The organism is Nocardia sp. BSTN01 (assembly GCF_015354405.1).
Lineage (GTDB): Bacteria > Actinomycetota > Actinomycetes > Mycobacteriales > Mycobacteriaceae > Nocardia.
Genome location: NZ_JADKYP010000037.1, coordinates 26,120 through 49,733, shown reverse-complemented (window position 1 = coordinate 49,733; position 23,614 = coordinate 26,120). Strand labels below are relative to the sequence as shown.

The window sequence follows — 23,614 nt, the reverse complement described above, 5'->3', positions numbered from 1 at the left end:
AACTTTCGGGATCCGCTGAGGCCAGCAGACGATCGCTGCGTAGATCGCGATCGAAAGAAGAATGCTGCCGACCAGGAGCCAGATCACGAGCATCGCTCCGATACGTCGATACGGGTCCAGGTGACAGTGGTGGGTCGGTGTGTTCGACCGACCGAGTTTCGAGGTGCGCTCGATTCCTCGGTTATCACGGTGGCATCCTCCAGGAATCGTGGATTGACATCACCCGGCGCCGGGGCTGAGACCGTCGGTGCCGGCCGTTCGAGCACCGATGCGCCGGATCGGCGACCACCCGGCGCCGGGGTGGTTCGACCGTAAGAATCGGAATCGCCCAACCGCAAGGAATATTCTCGACTATTCTCATACAGAGCCTAGAATATAGCCCTGAAAGGCGTTAATGTTGCGTATGTACCGATCCTTCAAGAATGATTGGACCTCACATGCGAGTAACTTTCATCGGCGGCGGTAGCGGCGATGGCGGGTCTCCCCGGTTGTGGCAGCCCGACGATCAGCAGCGCATCGTGATCCAGGGGTACCGAACTGGAGAGGACGCGTGTGTCGAGATTCCGCACGAGCTGTTGAGCTTCGCCGTTCCGGGCACCCGGTTTCCGGCCTTCGAAGACACAGGTTGCGGCACTTACCTCGTCCGAGGTGATCTTGTCGATGACGCGGAAGCGTTGGAGATCATGAATATTCCGGGTCATGAGGCCGCCGTCGAGATTGCGCTCGTCCAGGGGGCTCGGTAGATGCGTCTGTACAGCCGTACCGAGCTTCCGGAACTGCTCGGACTTGCGACAATTCGTGCGTGTCACCTTGAGACGCGAGACGAATACCGCTCGGACTCCGAGCATTCCGCGATGCGGCAGTTTCTGGACGGGGAGATCGACGATCCCGGCGGCGCCTGGTTCGATCCATGGGCCCGCACCGTCACCGATCTGGTGGGCCGAGGTGTCGCCGTGCAACGTGCGCGCATCGTGTCCGTGCCGCCCACCGACTACACGCGTTACCTGATTGCGCTGACTCCGCACAACCTCGAGGCGGGCGAGGATGTGCGGTGGCTCGCCCGAGACCATGCGGATCGGGCCGACGCCGCAGCCGACGACTTTTGGCTGATCGATGACCACACCGTGGCTTACAGCGTGTTCGACGCGGACGGCTGGTGGTCTGGTGTCGCCGCAACGAGCGATGCCCAGATTGTGGGTTACGCCTGTGCTCTGTGGGATCGTGTGTGGCACAAATCCGTATCCCACGAGCATTTCCGGACGTGACTATGAGTGATGATGCCCGTCGAGCACTGGGGGCCCGCCTGCGCGAACTTCGCAAGCAGGCGGGCCTTACCGGTACCGCTCTGGCTCACGAGGCGGGATGGGCACAATCGAAGGTTCCCAAGATCGAGAACGGCCGGCAGCTTCCGTCCGACTCCGACCTGCGCACCTGGTGCCGGATTACTGATGCCGACTTAGCGCTCCCGGATCTCATCGCGACTGCCGCCAACATTCACGCCGCCTACCTCGAGTGGAAGCGAATCACCGATACCGGCCACGCCCGCCGACAGCGAGCGAGTATCGAACACGAATCCGGCACCAGGCTCATCCGTGGATACGGTCCGCTGATCCCCTCTGGCCTGTTGCAGACCCGAGCGTACGCGGAGATCATTCTGCGACGCTGCATCGACTTCGTCGGCAGTCCCGATGATTTGAGCGAGGCGCTCGAGGCTCGCATGCAGCGGCAGAAGATCCTGACCGAGGGCGCACATCAATTCCACTATCTGATCGGTGAACCCGCGCTGTATACCGGAGTCGGAGACGACGCGGTCCGACTCGATCAGTTACGGCATCTTCTCGAGCTGATGGAACTGTCCAGACTCGTCGTGGGCATCGTTCCCACCGGTGCCGAGTTCGTCTATACGACAACGAACTTCGTCATTCACGACCGTCGGACAGTGTTGGTGGAAACAATTGCCGCGGAGCTCACCATCACTCAGCCACGAGAACTCGCCTACTACGAGAAGGCTTGGACGGCCCTGCAAACCCAGGCGATCTACGGCGACCGAGCACGCGCCACCATCGCCCGCGCCATGAACCGGAGTTGAGCCGCGTGGCTATCGTCCGACCTGGCTCGCCGAGCGCCCTGTCTGCTGATGCCACAGCCCGAGGACGGTGACGTGCCGACGGCGTCGCCGGTACGTCACCTGCTCAACCCGGGCGACAAGGGAGGTTTCGCGTCGGATCAGTTCGCGTGTAGGGCCGCGTTGAGTTCGATGCCGGTGCCCTTGCGGGCGACCACCTCGACGCTGCCGGTCAGCGAGTTGCGGCGGAACAGCAGATTCGACTGTCCGGACAGTTCGGCGGCCTTGATCGTGCGGCCGTCCGGCAGGGCGACCTTGGTGCCCGCCGTGACGTAGAGGCCGGCCTCGACGACGCAATCGTCGCCCAGCGAGATGCCCAGGCCGGCGTTGGCGCCGAGCAGGCAGCGCTCGCCGATCGAGATGACCTGCTTACCGCCACCGGACAGGGTGCCCATGATGGACGCGCCGCCGCCGACATCGGAACCGTCGCCGACCACCACACCGGCCGAGATACGGCCCTCGACCATGGAGGCGCCGAGTGTGCCGGCGTTGAAGTTCACGAAACCCTCGTGCATGACCGTGGTGCCCTCGGCCAGATGCGCGCCCAGCCGCACCCGGTCCGCGTCGGCGATACGGACGCCGGCGGGCAGCACATAGTCGACCATGCGGGGGAATTTGTCGACGCCGTAGACGGTGACCGGACCGCGGGCGCGCAACTTCGCGCGCACCAGCTCGAAGTCCTCGACCGCGCACGGACCGTGATTGGTCCACACCACGTTGGCCAGCAGTCCGAACTGTCCCTCCAGGCTGAGTCCGTGCGGCCGGACCAGACGGTGGGAGAGCAGGTGCAGGCGCAAATATTCGTCGTGGGTGTCGATCGGCGGCGCCGACAGGTCCGCGATCGTGGTGCGCACCGCGACGACCTCGACCCGGCGGGCCTCGTCGGGGCCGACCAGATCGGCGAAGCGTGCGTATTCGGCGTCGGCCGGGCTCAGCCGCGTGGTCTCGGACGTCTCGAACGTGCCCAGTTCCGGATATGGGTACCAGGTGTCGAGGACCGTCCCGTTCGCGGTCACCGTCGCCAAGCCGACTGCGGATGCTCCCTGTGTGCTCACGGCACTCGAGCCTACTGGGTGCAGATCGCGAGGTGGTGGGCTACCTGTTGCCGCCCCGGCCGAGCCGCTCGGCCCGGTCGTGAGACCGGCGAACAATTAGGCTGGTTCGGGTGACCATCGATCTGCGCGCCGACCCGATCTCGATCACCGCGACCCTCGTCGACATTCCGAGCGTCTCCCGCGACGAGGCGGCGATCACCGACACCGTCGCCTGGGCGCTGCGCGAGCAGACCGAGGGGTTCGAGGTGCTGCGGCACGGCAACACCGTGCTGGCTCGCACCAATCGTGGACTGCCGCACCGGGTGATCATGGCCGGTCACCTGGACACCGTCCCGATCGCCGACAACGTGCCGGGCCGGTTCGAGACGATCGACGGTGAGGAAGTGCTGTTCGGCTGCGGCAGCGTGGACATGAAGTCCGGCGACGCGGTGTTCCTGCATCTGGCCGCCACCGTCGCCGATCCGGTCTGCGATCTGACCCTGATCTTCTACGACTGCGAGGAGATCGCCGCCGAATACAACGGTCTCGGCCGCGTCGAACGCGAACTGCCGGAATGGCTGGACGGCGATCTGGCCATTCTCGGCGAACCGTCGGGCGCGTGGATCGAGGCGGGCTGTCAGGGCACGCTGCGGGTCCGCCTCGGTCTGGGCGGCACCCGTGCCCACACCGCGCGAGCGTGGCTGGGCGACAACGCCATTCACAAGCTCGCGCCCGTCCTGCAGCGGCTGCGCGACTATGTGCCGCGCGAGGTGGACATCGACGGTTGCGTGTATCGCGAGGGGCTTTCCGCGGTGAAGATCGAGGGCGGCGTGGCCGGCAATGTGGTGCCCGACGAGGCCGAGGTGCTGGTGAACTTCCGGTTCGCGCCCGATCGCACCCTCGACGAGGCGACCGAGCATGTGCGCGAGGTGTTCGACGGACTGGATGTGAGCTTCGAGCGGACCGACGGTGCGCCCGGCGCGCTGCCGGGATTGTCGGCTCCGGCCGCGAAGAACCTGGTGGAGCGCGTCCATTCCCACGGCGGTGGCGGGGTGCGCGCGAAATACGGCTGGACCGATGTGTCGCGATTCGCCGCGCGCGGCATTCCGGCGGTCAATTTCGGGCCCGGCGACCCCAATCTGGCGCACAAGGTGGACGAGCGAGTACCCACCCGCCAGATCACCGTCGTCACCGAGATCCTGCGCAACTACCTGACCGGTCACAAGGGCTGAACCGGTAGGTTCGGTCCCATGTCCACCGCGCCCGAGCCCGCACCGACCAGATCGCCGAAGTCCTCTCCCAAATCGACGCCGAAGTTCAGGGGCCCGATCATGTTGCGCCGGGCGCGCAAACAGGGCACCGGCACCACCGACCAGCATCTGCTCGACGGCCGCGGACCCACCGACTGGGTGCACACCGACCCCTGGCGGGTGCTCCGGATTCAGAGCGAATTCGTCGAGGGATTCGGCGCGCTCGCCGAAATACCCAGGGCCGTAGCGGTTTTCGGCTCCGCGCGCACGCCGGTGGACACGCCCGAATACGACGCGGCGCGGGCCATCGGCGCCGCCCTGGCCGAGGCCGGTTTCGCCGTGATCACCGGTGGCGGCCCCGGAGTGATGGAGGCGGCCAACCGCGGCGCCTGCGAGGCGGGCGGCTACTCCGTGGGCCTGGGCATCGAACTGCCGATGGAACAGGGACTCAACGAGTGGGTCGACCTCGGCATCAACTTCCGCTACTTCTTCGCCCGCAAGACGATGTTCGTCAAGTACTCCCAGGCGTTCATCTGCCTGCCCGGCGGCTTCGGCACACTGGACGAACTGTTCGAGGCGCTCACCCTGGTCCAGACCCACAAGATCACCCGCTTCCCGGTCATCCTGTTCGGCAGCCGGTACTGGGCGGGACTGGTCGACTGGCTGCGCGATTCGCCGAGCGGCTCGGGCAAGATCTCGTCCGGTGATCTCGAACTGCTGCACGTCACCGACAGCGTGGAGGAACTGGTCGACATCGTGCTGCAGGCCGCCGCGCGCCGCGGCGAGGAATCCACCGGGACGGAGGATCAGTGGTGAGCGGGCAGCCGTTCGCGGTGTGTGTCTACTGTTCGGCCAGCGCCGCGGATCCGGACGCGTTGCGCCTGGCCGCCGAGGTGGGCAGTGAAATCGCCCGGCGCGGTTGGCAACTGGTGTCCGGCGGCGGGCATGTGTCGATGATGGGGGCGGTGGCGGTGGCCGCGCGCGCCGGAGGCGCCCGCACCACGGGTGTGATTCCCAAACGTCTCGTACATCAGGAAGTCGCCGATGTGGACAGCGACGAGCTGATCGTCACCGACACCATGCGCGAACGCAAACAGATCATGGAGGATCGCGCCGACGCCTTCCTGACCCTGCCGGGCGGAATCGGCACGCTGGAGGAATTCTTCGAGGCGTGGACCGGCGGATATCTGGGACTGCACGGCAAACCGCTGGTGGTGCTCGATCCGAACGGTCACTACCGCGGGCTGTTCGCCTGGCTGGACGAGCTGAGCGCGGCCGGGTTCATCGGGCGGCCCGCACTGGATCGGATTACCGTGACCGCGGATGTGGCATCCGCGTTCCGAGCCCTGACCGCGCCGCGCATCGACACCGCCTGAGCGCGTCGACACCGCCTGACCGGAATCGTTGGAGGAGAATGTGACCGCCGAGGCCCGAAACACGATCAGTCTCTGGGATCTGGCACGCAGGCTGCCCGCCATGGCGGTGGAGACGCCGGGCATGCTGCGCGGCGCCACCGGCATGCTGGTGCGCGCGGACGACAAATCCTCGGTGGGTCTGTACTTCCAGAAGGCGGCGCGCCGGTATCCGAATCGGCCGTTCCTGCGCTTCGAGGGCCGCGAATACACCTACGGCGAGGCCAATACCGAGGTGAACTGCTTCGCCGAGGTGCTGGCACAGCGCGGTGTGCGCCGCGGCGATGTGGTGGGCGTGCTGATGACCAACCGCCCCGAGACGCTGTTCGTGGTGCTGGCGACGGTGAAGCTGGGCGCGACGGTCGGGCTGCTCAATCACAATCAGCGCGAACAGGTTCTGGCGCACAGCTTCGGCCTGCTGAACAGCACGGTCAACGTGATCGGCGAGGAATGTGAGGAGGCGCTGCGCTCACTGCCCGAGCCGCCGCCGAATCTGCTGTATACGCAGGAATTGCAGGAGCTGGCGCGCGCGGCCGATCCGGCGGATCCGGCGGTGTGCGCGGACGTCCGCGCCCGGGAACGCGCCTTCCTGATCTTCACCTCCGGCACCACCGGGCTGCCCAAGGCCAGCGTGATGACCCATCTGCGCTGGACGAAGAGTATGGCCGGACTGGGCGGTCTGGGCATCCGCCTGCGCGGCGGCGACACCATGTACTGCTGTCTGCCGCTGTATCACAACAACGCGCTGACGGTCGCGCTCGGCGCGGTGCTCGGCTCGCGGGCGACGCTGGCGCTGGGCCGCAAATTCTCGGTGTCGAATTTCTGGAACGAGGTCGTCGCGACCAGGTCGACGGCGTTCATCTACATCGGCGAGCTGTGCCGGTACCTGCTCAATCAGCCGGAATCGCCTCGCGAACACGAACATTCGGTGCGGCTGGCGGTCGGCAACGGCCTGCGCCCGGAGCTGTGGGACGAATTCCGGCGGCGCTTCGGCATCGGCCGGGTGGTGGAGTTCTACGGCGCCAGTGAGGGGAATATCGCCTTCATCAACGCCTTCGGCGTGGACCGCACCGCCGGATTCGGGCCGCTGCCCTACGCCGTGGTGGAATTCGACGAGGAAACCGGTAAGGCGCGGCGATACCCGGACGGGCGACTGCGCAAGGTCGCCTCCGGTGGTGTGGGCCTGCTGCTGGCGAAGGTCACCGACCGATCCCCGTTCGACGGCTACACCGACAAATCCGCGACCGAATCGAAGTTGGTGCGCAACGCGTTCGACGAGGGCGACTGCTGGTTCGACACCGGAGATCTCGTGCGCGACCAGCATTGGCGCCACATCGCCTTCGTCGACCGCCTCGGCGACACGTTCCGCTGGAAGGGCGAGAACGTCGCGACCACCGAAGTAGAGGGCGCCTTCGACGGCGCGCCCGGTATCACCGAGGCGGTCGTGTACGGCGTGGACGTACCCGGAGCCGACGGTAAGGCGGGGATGGCCGCGGTAACTCTCGACGCCGATGCCGCCTTCGACGGCTCCGCGCTGGCCGCCCGGCTCTACGACCGCCTGCCCGGGTACGCGGTGCCGCTGTTCGTCCGCGTGGTGCCCGAACTGGAGACCACCTCGACCTTCAAGAGCCGCAAGGTGGATCTGCGCAAGCAGGGCTTCACCTCCGACGACTCGACCGCGATCTATGTGCTGAAGGGCCGCGACCAGGGATATGTGCCCTTCTACCCGAGCTATCCGGACGAGGTGGCGGCCGGTACCGCGCCCCGAGGGTAGGTCGTGTCGGAGGGCGCCGAGGGCCCGGCAATTAGACTCACTTCCATGAGTTCTGCGTCACCGCTGTCCACCCTGTGCGGTAAGCCGGTGGCGACGGATCGGGCGCTGGTGATGGCGATCGTCAACCGAACCCCCGATTCCTTCTACGACCGGGGTGCCACCTTCTCCGACGACGCCGCGATGGCCGCGGTGGCCCGCGCCGTCTCCGAGGGGGCGGACCTGGTCGACATCGGCGGCGTGAAGGCCGGGCCGGGGGACGAGGTCGACGCCGCGGAGGAAGCCCGGCGGGTGGTGCCGTTCGTGGCGGCCATCCGGGCCCGCTATCCCGACCTGTTGATCAGTGTGGACACTTGGCGCAGCGAGGTCGCCCGGGCGGCGGTGGCCGAGGGCGCGGATCTGATCAACGACACCTGGGCCGGCGCGGATCCGCAGCTCGCGGGCGTGGCCGCCGAACTGGGCGTGGGGATCGTGTGCAGCCACACCGGCGGCGCCCGGCCGCGCACCCGGCCGCATCGGGTCCGCTACGCCGATGTGGTGTCCGAGGTCACCGATACACTGGTCGGCGCTGCCGAGGCGGCGCGCGCGGCGGGGGTCGCCGCGGATGCGATCCTCATCGATCCGACCCACGATTTCGGGAAAAACACCTACCACGGGCTCGAACTGTTGCGGGCCGTGGACATTCTTGTAAATACCGGATGGCCTGTCTTGATGGCGCTGAGCAATAAGGATTTCATCGGAGAGACTCTTGGTGTCGGACTTTCCGAGCGATTGGAGGGGACATTGGCGGCAACCGCGTGGGCGGCCGCGGCCGGCGCCCGGGTCTTCCGAGTTCACGAGGTCGCCGCAACCCGGCGAGTAGTGGACATGATCGCGGCGATTCAGGGCATCCGGCCCCCCGCACGAACCTTGCGAGGTCTGGTATGACGTTCGATTGGACTGCCACGAATACGTGGGACCGACCACAGTGGGCGATCGACGAATTGGTCGACGCGAAGGACGGGCGCACCGTGTCGGTGGTGCTGCCCGCATTGAACGAGGAACGCACGGTCGCCGATGTGGTGGCCAGTATCCGGCCGCTGCTCGGCACGCTGGTCGATGAATTGGTGGTGCTGGATTCCGGCTCGGTGGACGCGACGGCCGAGCGGGCCCGCGCGGCCGGGGCGCAGGTGGTCACCCGAGAGCAGGCCGTGCCCGAACTCGAGCCGGTGCCCGGCAAGGGCGAGGTGTTGTGGCGCTCGCTGGCCGCGACCTCCGGTGACCTGGTGGCGTTCGTCGATTCGGATCTGATCGATCCGGATCCGATGTTCGTGCCGAAACTGCTGGGTCCACTGCTGACCGTGGACGGTATGCACCTGGTGAAGGCCTACTACCGGCGTCCGCTGCGCCAGGGCGCGGCGGTGGAGCAGCACGGTGGTGGCCGGGTGACCGAACTGGTGGCGCGACCGCTGCTGGCGGCATTGCGCCCGGATCTGTCGAAGGTGTTGCAGCCCTTGGGCGGTGAGTACGCGGGGACGCGGGAACTGCTGACCGCGGTGCCGTTCGCGCCGGGCTACGGCGTGGAGATCGGCCTGCTGCTGGACACTTTCGACCTGCTCGGCCTCTCGGCGATCGGCCAGGTGAATCTGGGCGTGCGCACACATCGCAATCGTCCGCTGTCGGATCTGGGTGTGATGAGCCGGCAGATTCTCGGAACCGTGCTGGGGCGCAGCGGAATTCGCGACTCCGGCGCGGCATTGACGCAATTCCCGCTGGTCGGTGAGGAATTCACCGCGCTGAGCACGGATGTGGATCTGGCGGATCGGCCGCCGATGAACACCCTGCGTCCCACCGAAGTCGCCGCCTGATCCTCTGCGAGCCGGAAACACGCTACGAGCCGTAAACCCCGCCGGAGCGAAGCGGAGGCAGAGATTTCACCGTTCGTGGCGGTAGATCGGCGTGAGCAGATCCACCTCGATCGGTTCGCCGGTGTGGCGGTCGTAGCGGACGCCGATCACCGCCGAGAAGGCCCGGGTGTCGGCGCGCTCGTGCAGGGTCGCCAGCCGGGTGCCGAGAAGCCGTATCGCGCCGAGTGATCCGGGCGGATGCAGTCCGTCGATGACCAGAATGGTCCCGCGCCCGTCCGGGCGGGGCAGGCGCGCCAGATAGGCGATGTCGAAGGGTTCGGTGCCGCCCGGCCGGTAGATCCGCCGTGCGGCCCGGTCCTCGATCGCGCGGCGCACTCGCCCGGCCCGCGCGAGGGTCCGGCGCAGCCGCGGGTCGGCGGAGACCAGATAGCGCAGACTGGGCGACAATTCGGGCCCGCCGAGCACGATCAGGCCCTCACGGTCGAGATCGACCGGGCGCCCGGGGAGGAACCGTTCGACCGTGACGGTGAATCCGAGTTGCCGCAACAGTTCCGCCAGCCGGTGCGGCGCGGCGGCATCCGGCGCGCCGATCAGCGGCGTGGCGCGGGTGACCGCGCGGAGATCGGGCGTCAGCACGGTGAGTGGGCCGTGCCCGAAGAACAACCCTTCCGGTACCGGCCCCTGGGTGCTGACCTGGTGAATCCGGGCGCGTGAAAGTCCCGCTGCCGCACCGATCCTGGCGAAGGTCCAGCCCTCGGCATGCAGCTCTCTGATCACCGCTCGGCGGATGCGGGTGAGCTCGTTGATGGTCTGCTGGGCCGCCGCGACCCCTTCGGTGGCAGCCTTGAGACGTTCGACCTTGTCTTCGATCGCGAACACCCGTGCCACCTCGTCGGCTGACATGTGCGAAGTCTAGATAGCTCGACAGCCGGATGTGTCTAGTCGGGTTGACGAATCCGCCGCACGCGGCGAATCAATCGAGCACACCGGGCATTTGGGCCGGACCGGGCGGTCCGTAACGGCACTATCAGTGCTTTTCGATCAGGTGGCGTCGAAATCGATCGGCGGTTTCTCGTTGCGGTCGAGCGGTTTCGGCGGTTCGGGCACCGAATAATTGGGTGGGGTCACAGAATTCGGTGTGCCGGTCTGTGAGGACGCGGAGTTGCTTGACGAGCCGTTACCCGGATTCGCACCGCCGAACGTGCCGGTGAACAGCGAATCGTCACCGTCGAAGAGGTGCTTGGTGACCATCGACCGCGGCGTCATCCCGCGCAGACCTTCGAGTGGTTTGCGCAGTTCGTTGAGCTCTTCCAGAGGTTTGCGCAGTTCGTCGAGCTCGGGTCCGAGATCGTTGCGCAGCTGGCTGGTGGCTCCGGAGGCGTAGTCGCGGACCTGACGCAGACTCTGCGCGGTCCAGCGAATCGCCCCCGGAAGCCGCTCCGGGCCGAGAATCACCAGCGCGGCGACCACCAGGATCACCATCTCGGGCCAGCCGATATTGAACATAAGACCAGGCTACTGGGGTGCTTGCGGGGCGTTCTTATCGGATTCCAGCGTCACCGGCACATCGACCTGGCGGCCGTCGCGGATCAATTGGAAATTCACCGTCTCCCCGATCTGATGGGACTGCACGGCGACGGTGAGTTCGGCCGGTTCGGTGACCTGCCGATCGCCCACCTTCACGATGACGTCGCCCTCGGCGATACCGGCCTTGGCGGCCGGGCTGTTGCCGACCACATCCGCCACCGCGGCGCCGCTCATGACGTCGTTCTCGACCTGCTTGGTCTTCGCGCTCACCCCGAGCCACGGGTGGTACATCACACCGTCGCGGATCAGGGTCTGCGACACCCGCTGCACCAGATCCACCGGAATCGCGAAGCCGAGGCCGACCGATCCGCCGCTCTCGCTGCGGATGGCGGTGTTGATCCCGATCAACCGGCCCTCGCCGTCGACCAGGGCGCCGCCGGAGTTGCCGTGGTTGATCGCGGCGTCGGTCTGCACGGCGTCGAAGGCGCCCGCGGTGTCGTCGCCGGCCTCCGGGCTCTCCTGGATGGCGCGGTGCAACGCGCTGACGATGCCGGAGGTGACGGTCTTGCTCAGGCCCAGCGGCGAGCCGATGGCCAGCACGTCGTCGCCGACCTGCACCTCGCTCGACTTGCCGAGCCGGGCGACCGTGAGGTTCTTGACGTCGACCTTCAGCACGGCGAGGTCGGTCTTCGGGTCGCGGCCGACCAGCTGGGCCGGGGCCCGGGTGCCGTCGGAGAAGGTGGCCTGGATCTTGGCCCGCCCGGATTTGTCCTGCGCCGCCATCGAGATGACATGATTGTTGGTGACGATGTAGCCGTTGCCGTCGATGACCACGCCCGAACCGAGGGCGCCGTTGTCGCCGACGGTCTCGCGGATCGAGACGACCGAGGGCAGCACCGCGTCGGCCACCTTGGCGACCTGGCTGTGCGGTTTGTCGGTGTTGCTCTCCTGCTGCAGCGCGATCTTGCGCGAGGTCAGCGCTCCGGTGTTCTCGGCGGTGAACCGGCCGACGAGGCCGCCGAGCACACCGATGATCAATGCGGCCACACCCAGGATCGCCAGTGCCTTGGGCGCGACCTTGCCGCCGAACAGCACCTCGCGGGCGCCGAGTTTGACGCCCGGCGGCAGCGGCTGCGGCGCGGGGGTGTGGATGGCGGGATCGCCGAGCCGGGCCGCGGCCGCGGGATCGCGCCACGGATCGACCGGTGCGCTCGTATCGGGCGTGTCGGCCCCGGCCTCGGGATCGCGCTGCAGAAGTTCGTCGGAACCCGCGGGCCGTCCGAAGGCCTCGGCCAGCACCGCGTCCGGCGGGCGATTGACCAACTCGGGAGTGTCGTGGCGCGGCGCGGGCGCGGCCTGGGCATGTGGTGCGAAAGATCCGGCCTGCCCCTCCGGGCGGCGGAAAGCGCGGGCGGTGTGTTTATCGATATCCGGGCGGTACACCGGGCGCGGCCCCAGCACGGGCGCGTCCGACGGCCTCAGGTTCCCCCTGGCCGCCGAATCCGATGAAGCGGACGGCGTCGATTCGGTGGTCACGTTCGCAAACTCTACTTGCGCCACCATCCCGTCCACCGCCTGCTCTCGAATCCCATTTCTCGATTCGAGGAGGAGGCGAAACGGAACGAATCCGCCCGCAGGCCGAGGAAACTCGCGCCACGCGACATATCGTCGGTGCTACTACCGGTGAGGTCGGCCAACGGAATTCGGCTCAGCGTGTCCTGCAGGTCCGTCGGCGCGGAAATCTGCATCTGTGCCGCCCGGCGCAGTGCCACCCGCGCCTGCTGTTGCGCCTCGACCTCGGCGGCGCATTCGGGGCAGCGGGACAGATGTTCGGCCGCGCGCAGATAGGCGTTCATTCTCAGCTCGCCGTCGACATACGCGACGACGGCCTCATTGGCCAGGTGTTCGGTGGGGGCGAATCGACCCTCGCCGGTCATACGGATGCACACCCTTCCGACGGATTGCAGCTTCGCCGGGCACGGCCGCGGCGCTGCACCGCTGTTTACCCGACTTTCTCCTCAGCGGCGAACCGCTGCTGAGCACCATTATGCGCAAGGTATTCCCGCAACGCCTGACGGCCGCGGTGGATACGGCTGCGCACGGTACCCAACTTCACCCCGAGGGTAGCGCCGATCTCCTCGTAGGACAGACCCTCGATATCGCACAGCACGACGGCCGCGCGGAATTCCGGCGCCAGCGCGTCGAGCGCCCGCTGCAGATCCGGATCCAGCCGGGCGTCGTGATAGACCTGCTCGGGTCCGGGACCTTCGGACGGCACCCGGTCGTAGTCCTCGGGCAACGCCTCCATCCGGATGCGGTTGCGCCGGCGGACCATGTCCAGGAACAGATTCGTGGTGATCCGGTGCAGCCAGCCCTCGAACGTGCCGGGCTGATAGTTCTGCAACGAACGGAAGACGCGGATGAACGTCTCCTGGGTAAGATCCTCCGCGTCCTGCGGGTCACCGGTCAGGCGGTAGGCCAGCCGGTACACCCGGTCGGCGTGCTCGCGGACCAGTTCGTCCCAGGACGGCATCATGGTGCGGTCGCCGGTGGCGTCGAAGGCGGCGGTACCGCTCAGCGCGTCGTCGTCCGCGGCATCGCCCGCGACGGCTTCGGTATCGTCGAAGCCGTCGCCGTCGATGACGTCGGCCCCGGCTTCGGTACGGACATCGCTACGAGCCGCACCGGGCAGCTCGTAATCGGCCGAGACGCCGATCGGCAGACTCGACTCGGGCAGGGTGGCGTACTCGCGCGCCGCATCGACCTTGTGGATGGGGTGACCTCCTACTCGGGACCGTGGAAGGCGCACGACGACTGGTGGTCGTCGCGTACCGGGTACAACCCCGAACCTGAGTCCGGTGTTCCCGGGCGCCGTCCGGCGGTCGGCCGGCCCTTGCTTGGTCATTACTCTGGCGGTTCCCGATGTGCCGGTGGTATGGGGAGGCTGAGGGACACCTGAGAAAAACACCGGCCGTCGTCGCGCCCCTGGACTGCCACGCCGTTAGCCTCATATTCGTGAGCCACATCCCAGCGGCATCGGCCCTGCAGCGCAACCTCGCCTACGTGGAGGAATCCGTGGTCGAGGACGAGATCCTCATCGCCGCGCGGGAGCGGGCCACCGAACTGGGCGCGGCGCCGGTGCCGCCGTCGGTGGGAGCGCTGCTCAGCATGTACGCCCAGCTGCTCGGCGCGCGGGCGGTGGTCGAGGTCGGCACCGGCGCCGGCATCAGCGGCCTGTGGTTGCTCGACGGCATGCGCGAGGACGGCACGCTGACCACGATCGACTCCGAGCCGGAACATCAGCGCGCGGCCAAGGACGCCTTCCGGGCGGCAGATATCGCCCCCGCGCGCACCCGGCTGATCAACGGCCGTGCTCTGGACGTGCTGCCCCGGCTGGCCGACGGCGCCTACGACCTGGTGTTCATCGATGCGGCCCCGCTGGAACATCCGCAGTACGTCGAGCAGGCCGTACGTTTGCTGCGCGAGGGTGGGGCGGTGCTGATGTACAACGCGCTGCTGGGTGGGCGGGTGCCCGATCCGGCACAGCGCGACGCCGCGACCCAGGCGGTGCGGGCGGCGACCCGGGCCGTGGCCGAGGATCCGGACCTGACCAGCGTGCTGATCCCGGTCGGCGACGGCCTGCTCTGCGCCTCCCGCGGCTGATCACCGCTCCGATCACCCGGCGGCTCGATCCCGCCGCTGCCGAAATTAGCTCGCAGGACGCTGTCTACCTGCGCATTCGATTGCCGAAATTCGCTCGGTGCCAACTCTTGCGTGCGGATTGAACGAGTGTTTAGTATATTGAACATGTGTTTAAGGGAGCAGCCGTACCGGAAGGATCCGCCTCGGATCTGAGCACGCCCGCCCGGATCCGGGACGCGGCGATCGTCGTCTTCGGAGAAGAGGGATTCGGGGTCGGGGTGCGGGCCATCGCCAAGGCGGCGGGGGTTTCGCCCGGACTCGTCAATCACCACTTCGGTTCCAAGGACGGCCTGCGCGAGGCGTGTGACGAGCACGTACGTGCCGTCATTCGTGCCGCGAAGACAGAATATGTTCAACAGCCCTCGCCCAACGCGACTCTGCAGGCGCTCGCCGAAATCGAGGAGTTCGCGGCCTACATTGCCTACCTGATGCGCAGTTTTCAGGCCGGTGGAACGCTGATGACCTCGCTGTTCGATCAGATGCGCGCGGATGTGGAGTCCTATCTCGAGGTCGGAATCGCGGTCGGCACGCTACGGCGGCCCCGGGACGTCTCGGCGACGGCAAATTACATGGCGGTGCACAACGGCGGCGGATTCTTCTTCTATCTGCAGCTCTATGCCGCCCGCCACGAAGGAAAGCTCGACTTTCGACAAGCATTACGCGAGTACGCCGACCAGATGGTGCTGCCGGCGCTGGAGGTCAACACCCACGGACTGTTCGCCGACTCGTCGGTGCTGGACTCGTTGCTCGCCGAAATGTGAAACCTTATCTCACAAGGAGATTCGATGACATCGGCAATCGAGGTCCGGAAGCTGCACAAGCACTTCGGATCGGTACGCGCCCTGGACGGCCTCGACCTCGAGGTCGTCGAGGGCGAGGTGCACGGCTTCCTCGGGCCCAACGGGGCCGGCAAGTCGACCACCATCCGCATTCTGCTCGGCATCCTCGCACGCACCTCGGGACAGGCGCGGGTGCTCGGGCGCGACCCGTGGACCGATGCGGTCGACCTGCACCGCGATATCGCCTACGTCCCCGGCGATGTCACGCTGTGGCCGTCGCTGTCGGGCGGGGAGACGATCGATCTGCTCGGGCGGATGCGCGGCGGAATCGATACCGGGCGCCGCGCCGAGATGATCGAGCGCTTCGAACTCGATCCGCGCAAGAAGGCCCGCACCTACTCCAAGGGCAACCGGCAGAAGGTCGCGCTCGTCTCCGCCTTCTCCTCGAACGCGCGCCTGCTGCTGCTCGACGAACCGACCTCGGGCCTGGATCCGTTGATGGAACAGGTTTTTCGCGAGTGCGCGCGGGAGGCGGCCGAGCGCGGCGCCACCGTGCTGCTGTCGAGCCACATCCTTTCCGAGGTGGAGGCGCTGTGTGATCGGGTCACGATCATCCGCGCCGGCAAGACCGTGGAGAGCGGCACTCTGGCCGAGATGCGCCATCTCAGCCACACGGCGATCACGGCCGAACTCGTCGGCGACCCGGGCGACATCGGCGCCATCGCGGGTGTCGAGGACGTCACGGTCGAGGACCACACGCTGCGCTGCCAGGTCGACAGCGAACATCTCGGGGAACTGATCCGCGTGCTCGGCGACGCCGGCGTGCGCAGCCTGGTCAGTCAGCCGCCGACACTGGAAGAGCTGTTCCTGCGCCACTATTCGCTCGACGGCGACGCGCCGGACGAGGCCCGCCGACCCGCACACACCGCCGCGCGGGGCGAGCAGGCATTGAGCGAGGCGACGAAATGACCACCGCGACCCTCGACCGCCCATCCGGCGGATTCGCCGAATCGTTCGCTCGCGCCTCGGATTTCACCGGCACCGGGCAGCTGTTGCGCCTGTATCTGCGGCGGGACCGCATCGTGCTGCCGCTGTGGGTGCTGCTGCTGTCGGTGCCGCTGGGCAGCGTCTACGTCTCCAGCGTGAAGAATCTGTACTCGTCGCCGGCCGATCTGCAGAATTTCGCGCACACCATCCTGTCCAGCCCGGCGCAGCTGGCGTTGTACGGCCCGATCTACAACACCAGCATCGGTGCGGCCGGCGTGTGGAAAGCGGGGGCGTTCTACACCCTGATCGGCATCGCCACCATCCTCACCGTCATCCGGCACACGCGCGCCGAGGAGGAGACCGGACGCGAGGAGCTGCTCGCCTCGACCCGGGTGGGCCGCTTCGCCGCCCTGACCGCCACCCTGCTGCTGACCTGCGGCGCCTGCGTGGTGGTCGGAATCGTCGCGACGCTGAGCATCGCCTCGGCGGGGGTGCCGTTCAACGGCTCGCTGGCCTTCGGCGCGGCGCTGGCGGCTTCGGGCATCGTCTTCGCGGCGGTGGCCGCGGTCGCCGCGCAGCTGAGCGCGAGCGCGCGCCTGGCCCGCGGCATCGCGCTGGCGGTACTCGCGGTGACCTTCACCCTGCGCGCCGTCGGTGACGCGCGCGCCGGAGACGGACCCACCGACATCCTGACCTGGTTGTCCCCGCAGGGCTGGTCGCTGCAGGTCCGTCCCTTCGCGGGAGATCGCTGGTGGGTGCTGCTGCTGCACGCGGTGACCACCGTGGTGTCGATCGCGGTCGCCTATACGCTGCTGCGGCGGCGCGACCTGGGGGCCGGCCTGATCGCCGACCGGCCCGGTCCCACGGCGGGATCGGCACTGTTGAGCGGGCCGTTCGGCCTGGCCTGGCGATTGCAGCGCGGCACCCTGGTGGCATGGACGGTCGGGCTCGCGCTCTACGGCCTGATCATCGGCAGCGTGGTCCACGGCATCGGCGACGAGATCGGCTCCAGCCAGACCGTTCGCGACATCATCGCCCGGCTCGGCGGTTCGCAAGGGGTGGAACAGGCCTTCCTGAACACCGCCTTCTCGATGGTCGGACTGGGCGCGGCGGCCTTCTCGATCTCGGCCGCGCTGCGGATGTACGCGGAGGAGAGCGACGATCGCGCCGAAACCGTCCTCACCGGCGCCGTCGGCCGAATCCGCTGGGCCGCAAGTCATCTGATCTTCGCCTTCGGCGGTCCGGTGGCGGCGCTGTTCGTCTCCGGCCTGATCGGCGGCCTGTCCTACGGGATCGCCGCATCGGATATGGGCGGCAAGTTCCCGCAGGCGCTGGAAGCGGCGATGATCCAGATTCCCGCGGTATGGGTGTTCACCGCGATCACCGTGCTGCTGTTCGGACTGCTGCCGCGCTGGACGCCGGTGGCGTGGGGAGTGTTCACCGCGGGCCTGGCGATCTATCTGCTCGGTTCGATCTCCGGTATGCCGCAATGGGTTCTGGATCTCAACCCCTACGGTCATCTGCCGAAACTGCCGGCGGAGGATTTCCGCGCGGTGCCGGTGATCGTGCTGCTGGTGCTCGCGGCGGTGATCACCGCGGTCGGACTCGTGGGCTGGCGCCGACGCGATCTGCGCTGATCCACAGGGTATTTCGCCGCCCGGTCGCTCCCGTTCCGGAGCGCCGGGCGGCCTTTCCCGTGGCCGGGATCACCCGGCAGCCGATACCATTGGCACAGTGGGTAATTCGGCGGTACCGGGAGGCGGGGAGTGTACGAGCGCGGAATCCTGATCGAGGTCGCGCCGCGCGGGTGGCTGGTCCTGGCTCTCGTCAGCCTCGGCGCGGCGGTCTTCGTGGCGCTCTTGGTGATGTTGCTGGTCAGTGACGACAAATTCGACGATCCGGCGAGATATCCGAGAGTGCCGCACGGCACCTGTGCACCGTTCTGCTACACGCCGGAGAGTCCGGGCGTCACCGAACCGGCTCCGCCGCCGCAGTATCCGATGCCGGGCCGCTGAGGCGGTTCGGCGTTTCCGAAATCGGCGGGTCAGACCCAGACGCCCTTGCCGACGGTGACCACGCCGCCGTTGCTCACCGCGAACCGCTCGCGGTCGCGGTCCAGATCGACGCCGATGATCTCGCCCTCGCCGACCATCACGTTCTTGTCGAGGATCGCGCGCCGCACGACCGCGCCGCGGCCGATCCGCACCCCGGGCATCAGCACACTGCCCTCCACGGTCGCCCCGTCCTCGATGAACACATTCGAACTCAGCACCGAATTGCGCACCGTCGCCGCGGACAGGATGCTGCCCGCCCCCACGATCGACTCCTGGGCCAGCCCGCCCTGTGCGAATTTCGCCGGGGCCAGATTCTCCGCCGTGCCGCGGATGGGCCAGTGCTTGTTGTAGAGATTGAAGATCGGATGCACCGAGACCAGGTCCATATGCGCCGCGTAGAAGGCGTCGATGGTGCCGACGTCGCGCCAGTAGCCGCGGTCGCGGTCGGTGGAGCCCGGCACGTCGTTGCGCGCGAAATCGTAGACACCGGCCTGCCCCTGGGAGACCAGCGCCGGAATGATGTCACCACCCATGTCGTGATCGGAATCGACATCGTCGGCATCGGCGCGAATCGCGTCGACCAGCACCTTGGTGGTGAAGACGTAATTGCCCATGGAGGCGAAGGTCATATTCGGATCGTCGGGCGTGCCGGGCGGATGGACCGGCTTCTCCAGAAATTGCGTGATGCGGCCCGATTCATCGGAATCGATACAGCCGAACGCGCCCGCCTCACTGCGTGGCACCCGGATTCCGGCCACGGTCACCCCCGCGCCGGAATCGATGTGATGGGCCACCATCTGTTCGGGATCCATGCGATAGACGTGGTCGGCGCCGAACACCACGATGTAGTCGGGGTCCTCGTCGTAGATCAGATTCAGCGATTGCATGATCGCGTCGGCACTGCCGGTGTACCAGCGCGGCCCCAGCCGCTGCTGGGCGGGGACCGGAGTGATGTATTCGCCGCCGAAGCCGGACAGCCGCCAGGTCTGGGAGATGTGCCGGTCCAGGGAATGCGATTTGTACTGGGTCAGCACACAGATGCGCAGGTAACCGGCATTGACGAGATTGGAGAGGACGAAGTCGATCAGCCGGTAGGCGCCCCCGAACGGGACCGCCGGCTTGGCGCGGTCCTTGGTGAGGGGAAAGAGTCGTTTGCCCTCACCACCGGCTAGCACTACCCCGAGTACGTGCGGCTGGCTCCTCACGGAATTCAACCTACCGTCCCAGGCCACGGCGTGTCCGATGCCGGTTCACTCCGGCGTGGCCGGGCAGGTGTGGTGAGGCGAGGGCGCACCGATTAGGTTGGACCGGTGAGTTTCGCGGATGGCGACCGCGAGCCGATATCGCTTGCCGACCCCGACCGGCTCCGGGTCGCGATGTTGACCCGCGAATATCCCCCCGAGGTGTACGGCGGGGCAGGCGTGCACGTGACCGAACTGGTCCCGCACCTGCGCCGGCTGTGCGAGGTGACGGTGCACTGTATGGGCGCCGAACGCGCCGAGGCGGTGGTGCACCAGCCCGACCCGATGCTGTACGCGGCCAACTCCGCCCTGCAGATGATGTCGGCGCAGCTGCGCATGGCCGATGCCGTCGGCGCCGTCGACGTGGTGCACTCCCACACCTGGTACACCGGGCTGGGCGGGCATCTGGCCGCGAGTCTCTACGGCATCCCGCACGTGCTGACCGCGCATTCGCTGGAACCGCGCCGGCCGTGGAAGGCCGAACAGCTGGGCGGGGGCTACCGGCTGTCGTCGTGGTCGGAACGGACCGCGATGGAGAATGCCGATGCGGTGATCGCGGTCAGCGAGGGTATGCGCCGCGACGTCCTCGACGCCTACCCCACCGTCGACCCCGCGCGAGTGCACGTCGTGCACAACGGGATCGATACCCGGGCCTGGTTCCCGGGGGGACCGATGCCCGAGGCCCGTGATGTGCTCGCCGAACTGGGAGTGCGCGACGATGCGCCGATCGCGGCGTTCGTCGGCCGCATCACCCGGCAGAAGGGAGTCGCCCATCTGCTCGCCGCGGCCCGCGATATCGACCCCGGGATTCAGCTGGTGCTGTGCGCGGGCGCCCCGGATACCCCGCAGTTGGAGGCGGAGGCGGCCGCGGCGGTGCGCGAACTCGCCGCGACGCGCGGCGGGGTGTTCTGGGTCCGCGATATGTTGCCGACCGAGCAGGTGCGCCAGATCCTTTCCGCCGCAAGCGTTTTCATCTGCCCCTCGGTGTACGAGCCGCTCGGGATCGTGAATTTGGAGGCGATGGCCTGCGGCACCGCGGTGGTCGCCTCGGACGTCGGCGGAATTCCGGAGGTGGTCGCCGACGGACAGACCGGGCGGCTGGCCCATTACGACCCGCAGACGCCCCGCGACTTCGAACGAGACCTCGCCGACCTGGTCAACGACCTCGCCGGTGACGCCGAGACCGCGGCACGATTCGGGGCGGCCGGGCGGGCGCGCGCGACGGCCGAATTCAGCTGGGCGAAGGTGGCCGCCCGCACCACCGATCTCTACGACCGCATCCGCAAGGGCTGACGGCCGGGCAGGCAACGGTCGGCGGGCCGCAGCGCCCACGAGGTGACGGTCAGCAGGGTCATGGCGCTCAGCACCGCCACTTCCGCGCGCGCGTAGCCGGTGACCAGATGTGAGGCGATCGCGCCCGTGTAGACGAAAAACGTTCCGGCATAAGCCCATTCCTTGAACAGTGGGAGCCGGGGAGCGGCCAGCACGACCGCGGCCGGGACCTTCCACGCGCCGAGCAACACCAGGAAATAGCGCGGATATCCGAGGTGGGTGACCACATCGGTCACGAACGGGATGCGGGCGAGATCCCAGACGCCACCCACCCCCGCCTCCGCGACGATGGCGGCGGTGGCGACCCGATAGGCGACGGTGCGGTAGCGGCCGGCGGCAACGGACGCCGATTCGCGATGGAAGAAGCGTCCGGTGCCGGTCGACGTGGCCGTACGGACCGGCTGAGAGCGGGAAAGACTGCGCATGGCTGCCTCCTGGCTGATTATGGTGAGTGGTCGCACGTGATATGGCTCCACTTGATATGGCTCCACCTGATATGGCGGAGCGCGTGGCGAGGATGTGACCGGCGTGAGCGAGCGCGAACAGGCCCTGCAACGGCTGCACGACCAGCGGCCGCGCCTGCGGGCGCTCGCACACCACATCCTCGGCTCGGCGGTCGATGCGGAGGACGCCGTTCAGGAGACCTGGCTGCGCGTGCATCGCAGCCCGCCCCGCGCGGTCGGCAACATCGATGCCTGGCTCACCACCGCCGTGGCGCACACCTGCCTGGATCTGTTGCGCGCCAGGCGGTCTCGGCCGGAGTATCCGAGCGGCACCCGACTGCCGGATCCGCTGCTCGTCGCCGATGGTCCGGCGGCGCCGGAAGAGCAAGCGCTGCTTGCGGATTCGGTGGGTCTGGCGATGCAGAGGGTGCTGTCGGAGCTGGACCCGGCCGAACGTATTGCCTTCGTCCTGCACGACATCTTCGCGGTGCCGTTCGATCACATCGCCGCGCTGTTGGACCGAACCGCCACCGCCGCACGCCAATTGGCCAGTCGCGCGCGGCGTCGGCTGCGCGCCGAGCCGATGCCCGAGGGTGACCTCGCCGACCAGCGCGCGGTGGTGGACGCATTCTTCGCGGCCGCCCGCCGTGGCGACTTCGAGGCTCTGGTGACGCAGCTGGCTCCGGAGATCGTGCTGCGCGCCGACGCCGGTGCGGGAGGTGGCTGGGAAATTCACGGCCCGCGCGACACCGCCACCCGCGCTCTACTGTTCGCCCGGCCGTCGTCGAATGTGCGGCCGGTGCTGGTGAACGGCGCCGCCGGTGCGGTGATCATGTTCGACGGGCAGCCCGGAGTGCTGATCGCGTTCACGGTGACGAACGAACGCATCGCGGAGATCTACGTCTATGCCGACCGGGAGCGCGTGGCGGGCTTCTTCAGGTGACCCCGGTGGACCGCCGATGCGCCGCTGTTCGAGGCTGGGAACGTATGTGCTCGTCCCGCGTTTGCCGACCATGCCTCGGGCCTGTCCTTATGAATACCGTGGAGAACGGGCTGGGGGATGGCGCTGCAGCTCGCCGAGTGGGTGGGCATCCGGCGGATGTCCGTCGGCGGAAGCGATCAGCGGTCATAGACCGCGACTGTGGCCGAGGCGATGGCGGGGCCTTCTTCGGGTGACCAGCGTGAACGCCGGTCAGCGGCGGTAGGTCGTGACCGTGACCGAGGCGGTAACCGGCATGGCTTCGGGGAGGAGGTCGGCTATCGAAGCTTCGCGGGATCCGGCGGCGTGGTGAGCCGACGGACCCATGCCGACCACATTCGCGATCGCGTCGTGATCCAGAGTCATCGAGTATTCGACCGAGACCCGCCGGATCTGCCGGAATGCGCTGGAGAGGGCATCGGTCAGGCGTTCGTCCTTGTCCGTCTGCACACCCACCATGCCCAGTGGGGCGATGAGTTCGCCCAGGTGCCGCGGGGTGGGGGTGACGACGACGAAGGTGCCGCCGGGGCGCAGCACCCGCGCGACCTCGGCCGGATTGCGTGGGGCGAATACGCACAGCACTCGGTCGAGCGCATGGTCCCGGATCGGCAGCCCGCGCCAGACGTCGGCGAGGATCGACGCCGCGCGGGGATGGGCGCGGGCGGCCCGGCGCGCTGCCGGTTTCGAGACGTCGAGTGCGATGCCGTGCGCGGCGGGAGCCGCCTCCAGTCCGGCCGCCAGGTAGTACCCGGTGCCGGCGCCGATCTCGAGAATCGTGCCGGTCGGCGTGCCGTCCGCCACGGCCTCGGCCGTCGCGCGCGCGATCGAGTCGAAATGGCCCGCGCTCTGGAACCGGGCCCGGGCATCCAGCATGTCCGCGGTATCGCCGGTCATCTTGGTCGCGGCGCCGGTCAGCAGGCTGACGTAGCCCTGTTTGGCGAGATCGAAGCTGTGGCCGGACTCGCACACCAGGCGCCGATCCCGGAGCACGACACCCGCGCGGCATTCGGGGCAGGCCACCGCGGATGCGATCGCGGCCAGGGGCGTGGCGTGGACTGTGGGCGTCCTCGGCGGGGGGCCGGGTGTCGCCTTCCGCGTCTCGCCGTCCGGACCGTTCATGTGATCCGGCGT

General features: G+C 67.9%; 25 protein-coding genes. 15 read left to right on the top strand and 10 right to left on the bottom strand.

The genetic code is table 11. The annotated features are described in order from the left end of the window. Positions 1–416: 416 nt before the first annotated feature. Positions 417–809, bottom strand: a complete 393-nt coding sequence (locus tag IRT45_RS25235; protein ID WP_194808357.1) for a hypothetical protein — start codon at positions 807–809, stop codon at positions 417–419. Between IRT45_RS25235 and IRT45_RS25230 the strand changes: the two genes are divergently transcribed. Continuing rightward, entirely contained in the window at positions 744–1,265 is a 522-nt protein-coding gene (locus IRT45_RS25230; RefSeq protein WP_375540152.1) for a DUF6879 family protein, read from the top strand. The genes IRT45_RS25235 and IRT45_RS25230 overlap by 66 nt on opposite strands. Positions 1,266–1,267: 2 nt before the next feature. Continuing rightward, positions 1,268–2,089, top strand: coding sequence for a helix-turn-helix transcriptional regulator (locus tag IRT45_RS25225; RefSeq protein ID WP_228535011.1), 822 nt, complete (start codon positions 1,268–1,270; stop codon positions 2,087–2,089). Positions 2,090–2,226: 137 nt separating this feature from the next. On the opposite strand, the gene dapD is transcribed toward IRT45_RS25225, so the two are convergent. Continuing rightward, a complete protein-coding gene (gene dapD, locus IRT45_RS25220; RefSeq protein ID WP_036504809.1) occupies positions 2,227–3,180 on the bottom strand; it encodes a 2,3,4,5-tetrahydropyridine-2,6-dicarboxylate N-succinyltransferase in 954 nt (317 codons plus the stop codon). Between the two features lie 110 nt (positions 3,181–3,290). Between dapD and dapE the strand changes: the two genes are divergently transcribed. From dapE to IRT45_RS25190, 6 genes are all read left to right on the top strand, one after another. After that, the gene (gene dapE, locus IRT45_RS25215; protein WP_194808354.1) at positions 3,291–4,391 is read left to right on the top strand and encodes a succinyl-diaminopimelate desuccinylase; all 1,101 of its coding nucleotides are present in this window, start codon (positions 3,291–3,293) and stop codon (positions 4,389–4,391) included. Between the two features lie 99 nt (positions 4,392–4,490). Next, entirely contained in the window at positions 4,491–5,225 is a 735-nt protein-coding gene (locus IRT45_RS25210; RefSeq protein WP_228535032.1) for a TIGR00730 family Rossman fold protein, read from the top strand. Further along, positions 5,222–5,785 (top strand): TIGR00730 family Rossman fold protein, encoded by a 564-nt coding sequence (locus tag IRT45_RS25205; RefSeq protein WP_157104275.1) that lies wholly within the window; start codon positions 5,222–5,224, stop codon positions 5,783–5,785. The genes IRT45_RS25210 and IRT45_RS25205 overlap by 4 nt, the downstream gene beginning before the upstream one ends. 40 nt (positions 5,786–5,825) lie before the next feature. Next, on the top strand, positions 5,826–7,595 hold the full coding sequence (locus IRT45_RS25200; protein ID WP_194808352.1) for a long-chain-acyl-CoA synthetase: 1,770 nt from the start codon (positions 5,826–5,828) through the stop codon (positions 7,593–7,595). A gap of 45 nt (positions 7,596–7,640) precedes the next feature. Continuing rightward, positions 7,641–8,519: a dihydropteroate synthase gene (gene folP / locus IRT45_RS25195; RefSeq protein ID WP_194808351.1), complete on the top strand. Its 879-nt coding sequence runs from the start codon at positions 7,641–7,643 to the stop codon at positions 8,517–8,519. Next, on the top strand, positions 8,516–9,439 hold the full coding sequence (locus IRT45_RS25190; RefSeq protein WP_194808350.1) for a glucosyl-3-phosphoglycerate synthase: 924 nt from the start codon (positions 8,516–8,518) through the stop codon (positions 9,437–9,439). The genes folP and IRT45_RS25190 overlap by 4 nt, the downstream gene beginning before the upstream one ends. A gap of 66 nt (positions 9,440–9,505) precedes the next feature. On the opposite strand, the gene IRT45_RS25185 is transcribed toward IRT45_RS25190, so the two are convergent. The 5 genes from IRT45_RS25185 to sigE form a co-directional block, all read right to left on the bottom strand. Then, entirely contained in the window at positions 9,506–10,342 is an 837-nt protein-coding gene (locus IRT45_RS25185) for a hypothetical protein (RefSeq protein ID WP_063065228.1), read from the bottom strand. Positions 10,343–10,480: 138 nt separating this feature from the next. Then, positions 10,481–10,945, bottom strand: coding sequence for a Sec-independent protein translocase protein TatB (gene tatB, locus IRT45_RS25180; protein ID WP_194808349.1), 465 nt, complete (start codon positions 10,943–10,945; stop codon positions 10,481–10,483). Positions 10,946–10,954: 9 nt separating this feature from the next. Continuing rightward, a complete protein-coding gene (locus IRT45_RS25175; protein WP_194808348.1) occupies positions 10,955–12,529 on the bottom strand; it encodes a trypsin-like peptidase domain-containing protein in 1,575 nt (524 codons plus the stop codon). Then, positions 12,514–12,903 (bottom strand): hypothetical protein, encoded by a 390-nt coding sequence (locus IRT45_RS25170; RefSeq protein ID WP_036504793.1) that lies wholly within the window; start codon positions 12,901–12,903, stop codon positions 12,514–12,516. The genes IRT45_RS25175 and IRT45_RS25170 overlap by 16 nt, the downstream gene beginning before the upstream one ends. Positions 12,904–12,968: 65 nt before the next feature. Then, positions 12,969–13,607: an RNA polymerase sigma factor SigE gene (gene sigE, locus IRT45_RS25165; protein WP_194808377.1), complete on the bottom strand. Its 639-nt coding sequence runs from the start codon at positions 13,605–13,607 to the stop codon at positions 12,969–12,971. A gap of 383 nt (positions 13,608–13,990) precedes the next feature. Here sigE and IRT45_RS25160 point away from each other — a divergent pair, with 383 nt between their 5' ends. The 5 genes from IRT45_RS25160 (at position 13,991) to IRT45_RS25140 (ending at position 18,449) form a co-directional block, all read left to right on the top strand. Further along, positions 13,991–14,629, top strand: coding sequence for an O-methyltransferase (locus IRT45_RS25160; RefSeq protein WP_086006960.1), 639 nt, complete (start codon positions 13,991–13,993; stop codon positions 14,627–14,629). A gap of 146 nt (positions 14,630–14,775) precedes the next feature. Continuing rightward, positions 14,776–15,429, top strand: coding sequence for a TetR family transcriptional regulator (locus IRT45_RS25155; protein ID WP_194808347.1), 654 nt, complete (start codon positions 14,776–14,778; stop codon positions 15,427–15,429). 24 nt (positions 15,430–15,453) lie between these two features. After that, the gene (locus IRT45_RS25150; protein ID WP_194808346.1) at positions 15,454–16,416 is read left to right on the top strand and encodes an ABC transporter ATP-binding protein; all 963 of its coding nucleotides are present in this window, start codon (positions 15,454–15,456) and stop codon (positions 16,414–16,416) included. Further along, positions 16,413–18,071, top strand: a complete 1,659-nt coding sequence (locus IRT45_RS25145) for an ABC transporter permease (RefSeq protein ID WP_194808345.1) — start codon at positions 16,413–16,415, stop codon at positions 18,069–18,071. The genes IRT45_RS25150 and IRT45_RS25145 overlap by 4 nt, the downstream gene beginning before the upstream one ends. 129 nt (positions 18,072–18,200) lie before the next feature. Further along, complete coding sequence (locus IRT45_RS25140; protein WP_036504790.1) at positions 18,201–18,449, top strand: hypothetical protein; 249 nt, start codon at positions 18,201–18,203, stop codon at positions 18,447–18,449. Positions 18,450–18,478: 29 nt separating this feature from the next. Here the strand turns inward: IRT45_RS25140 and glgC are convergent, their stop codons facing one another. After that, the gene (gene glgC, locus IRT45_RS25135; RefSeq protein WP_106957030.1) at positions 18,479–19,693 is read right to left on the bottom strand and encodes a glucose-1-phosphate adenylyltransferase; all 1,215 of its coding nucleotides are present in this window, start codon (positions 19,691–19,693) and stop codon (positions 18,479–18,481) included. A gap of 171 nt (positions 19,694–19,864) precedes the next feature. Here glgC and glgA point away from each other — a divergent pair, with 171 nt between their 5' ends. Further along, on the top strand, positions 19,865–21,022 hold the full coding sequence (gene glgA, locus IRT45_RS25130) for a glycogen synthase (protein ID WP_194808376.1): 1,158 nt from the start codon (positions 19,865–19,867) through the stop codon (positions 21,020–21,022). On the opposite strand, the gene IRT45_RS25125 is transcribed toward glgA, so the two are convergent. Next, a complete protein-coding gene (locus IRT45_RS25125) occupies positions 20,998–21,486 on the bottom strand; it encodes a DoxX family protein (RefSeq protein WP_194808344.1) in 489 nt (162 codons plus the stop codon). The two genes, glgA and IRT45_RS25125, sit on opposite strands and share 25 nt — an antisense overlap. 103 nt (positions 21,487–21,589) lie before the next feature. On the opposite strand from IRT45_RS25125, the gene IRT45_RS25120 reads away from it, so the two are divergent. After that, positions 21,590–22,447: a sigma-70 family RNA polymerase sigma factor gene (locus IRT45_RS25120; RefSeq protein WP_194808343.1), complete on the top strand. Its 858-nt coding sequence runs from the start codon at positions 21,590–21,592 to the stop codon at positions 22,445–22,447. A 249-nt stretch (positions 22,448–22,696) separates the two neighbouring features. Here IRT45_RS25120 and IRT45_RS25115 read toward each other — a convergent pair whose 3' ends face one another. Then, positions 22,697–23,602 (bottom strand): putative RNA methyltransferase, encoded by a 906-nt coding sequence (locus IRT45_RS25115; RefSeq protein WP_194808342.1) that lies wholly within the window; start codon positions 23,600–23,602, stop codon positions 22,697–22,699. Positions 23,603–23,614 lie beyond the last annotated feature (12 nt).

Bases quoted from the DNA above. Each gene is read 5' to 3' on its own strand.
- IRT45_RS25230 (WP_375540152.1), top strand. From the start codon at position 744: ATGCGTCTGTACAGCCGTACCGAGCTTCCGGAACTGCTCGGACTTGCG.
- IRT45_RS25225 (WP_228535011.1), top strand. From the start codon at position 1,268: ATGAGTGATGATGCCCGTCGAGCACTGGGGGCCCGCCTGCGCGAACTT.
- IRT45_RS25210 (WP_228535032.1), top strand. From the start codon at position 4,491: ATGTTGCGCCGGGCGCGCAAACAGGGCACCGGCACCACCGACCAGCAT.
- folP (WP_194808351.1), top strand. From the start codon at position 7,641: ATGAGTTCTGCGTCACCGCTGTCCACCCTGTGCGGTAAGCCGGTGGCG.
- IRT45_RS25190 (WP_194808350.1), top strand. From the start codon at position 8,516: ATGACGTTCGATTGGACTGCCACGAATACGTGGGACCGACCACAGTGG.
- IRT45_RS25185 (WP_063065228.1), bottom strand. From the start codon at position 10,342: ATGTCAGCCGACGAGGTGGCACGGGTGTTCGCGATCGAAGACAAGGTC.
- tatB (WP_194808349.1), bottom strand. From the start codon at position 10,945: ATGTTCAATATCGGCTGGCCCGAGATGGTGATCCTGGTGGTCGCCGCG.
- IRT45_RS25175 (WP_194808348.1), bottom strand. From the start codon at position 12,529: ATGGTGGCGCAAGTAGAGTTTGCGAACGTGACCACCGAATCGACGCCG.
- IRT45_RS25170 (WP_036504793.1), bottom strand. From the start codon at position 12,903: ATGACCGGCGAGGGTCGATTCGCCCCCACCGAACACCTGGCCAATGAG.
- IRT45_RS25150 (WP_194808346.1), top strand. From the start codon at position 15,454: ATGACATCGGCAATCGAGGTCCGGAAGCTGCACAAGCACTTCGGATCG.
- IRT45_RS25145 (WP_194808345.1), top strand. From the start codon at position 16,413: ATGACCACCGCGACCCTCGACCGCCCATCCGGCGGATTCGCCGAATCG.
- glgA (WP_194808376.1), top strand. From the start codon at position 19,865: ATGTTGACCCGCGAATATCCCCCCGAGGTGTACGGCGGGGCAGGCGTG.
- IRT45_RS25125 (WP_194808344.1), bottom strand. From the start codon at position 21,486: ATGCGCAGTCTTTCCCGCTCTCAGCCGGTCCGTACGGCCACGTCGACC.
- IRT45_RS25115 (WP_194808342.1), bottom strand. From the start codon at position 23,602: ATGAACGGTCCGGACGGCGAGACGCGGAAGGCGACACCCGGCCCCCCG.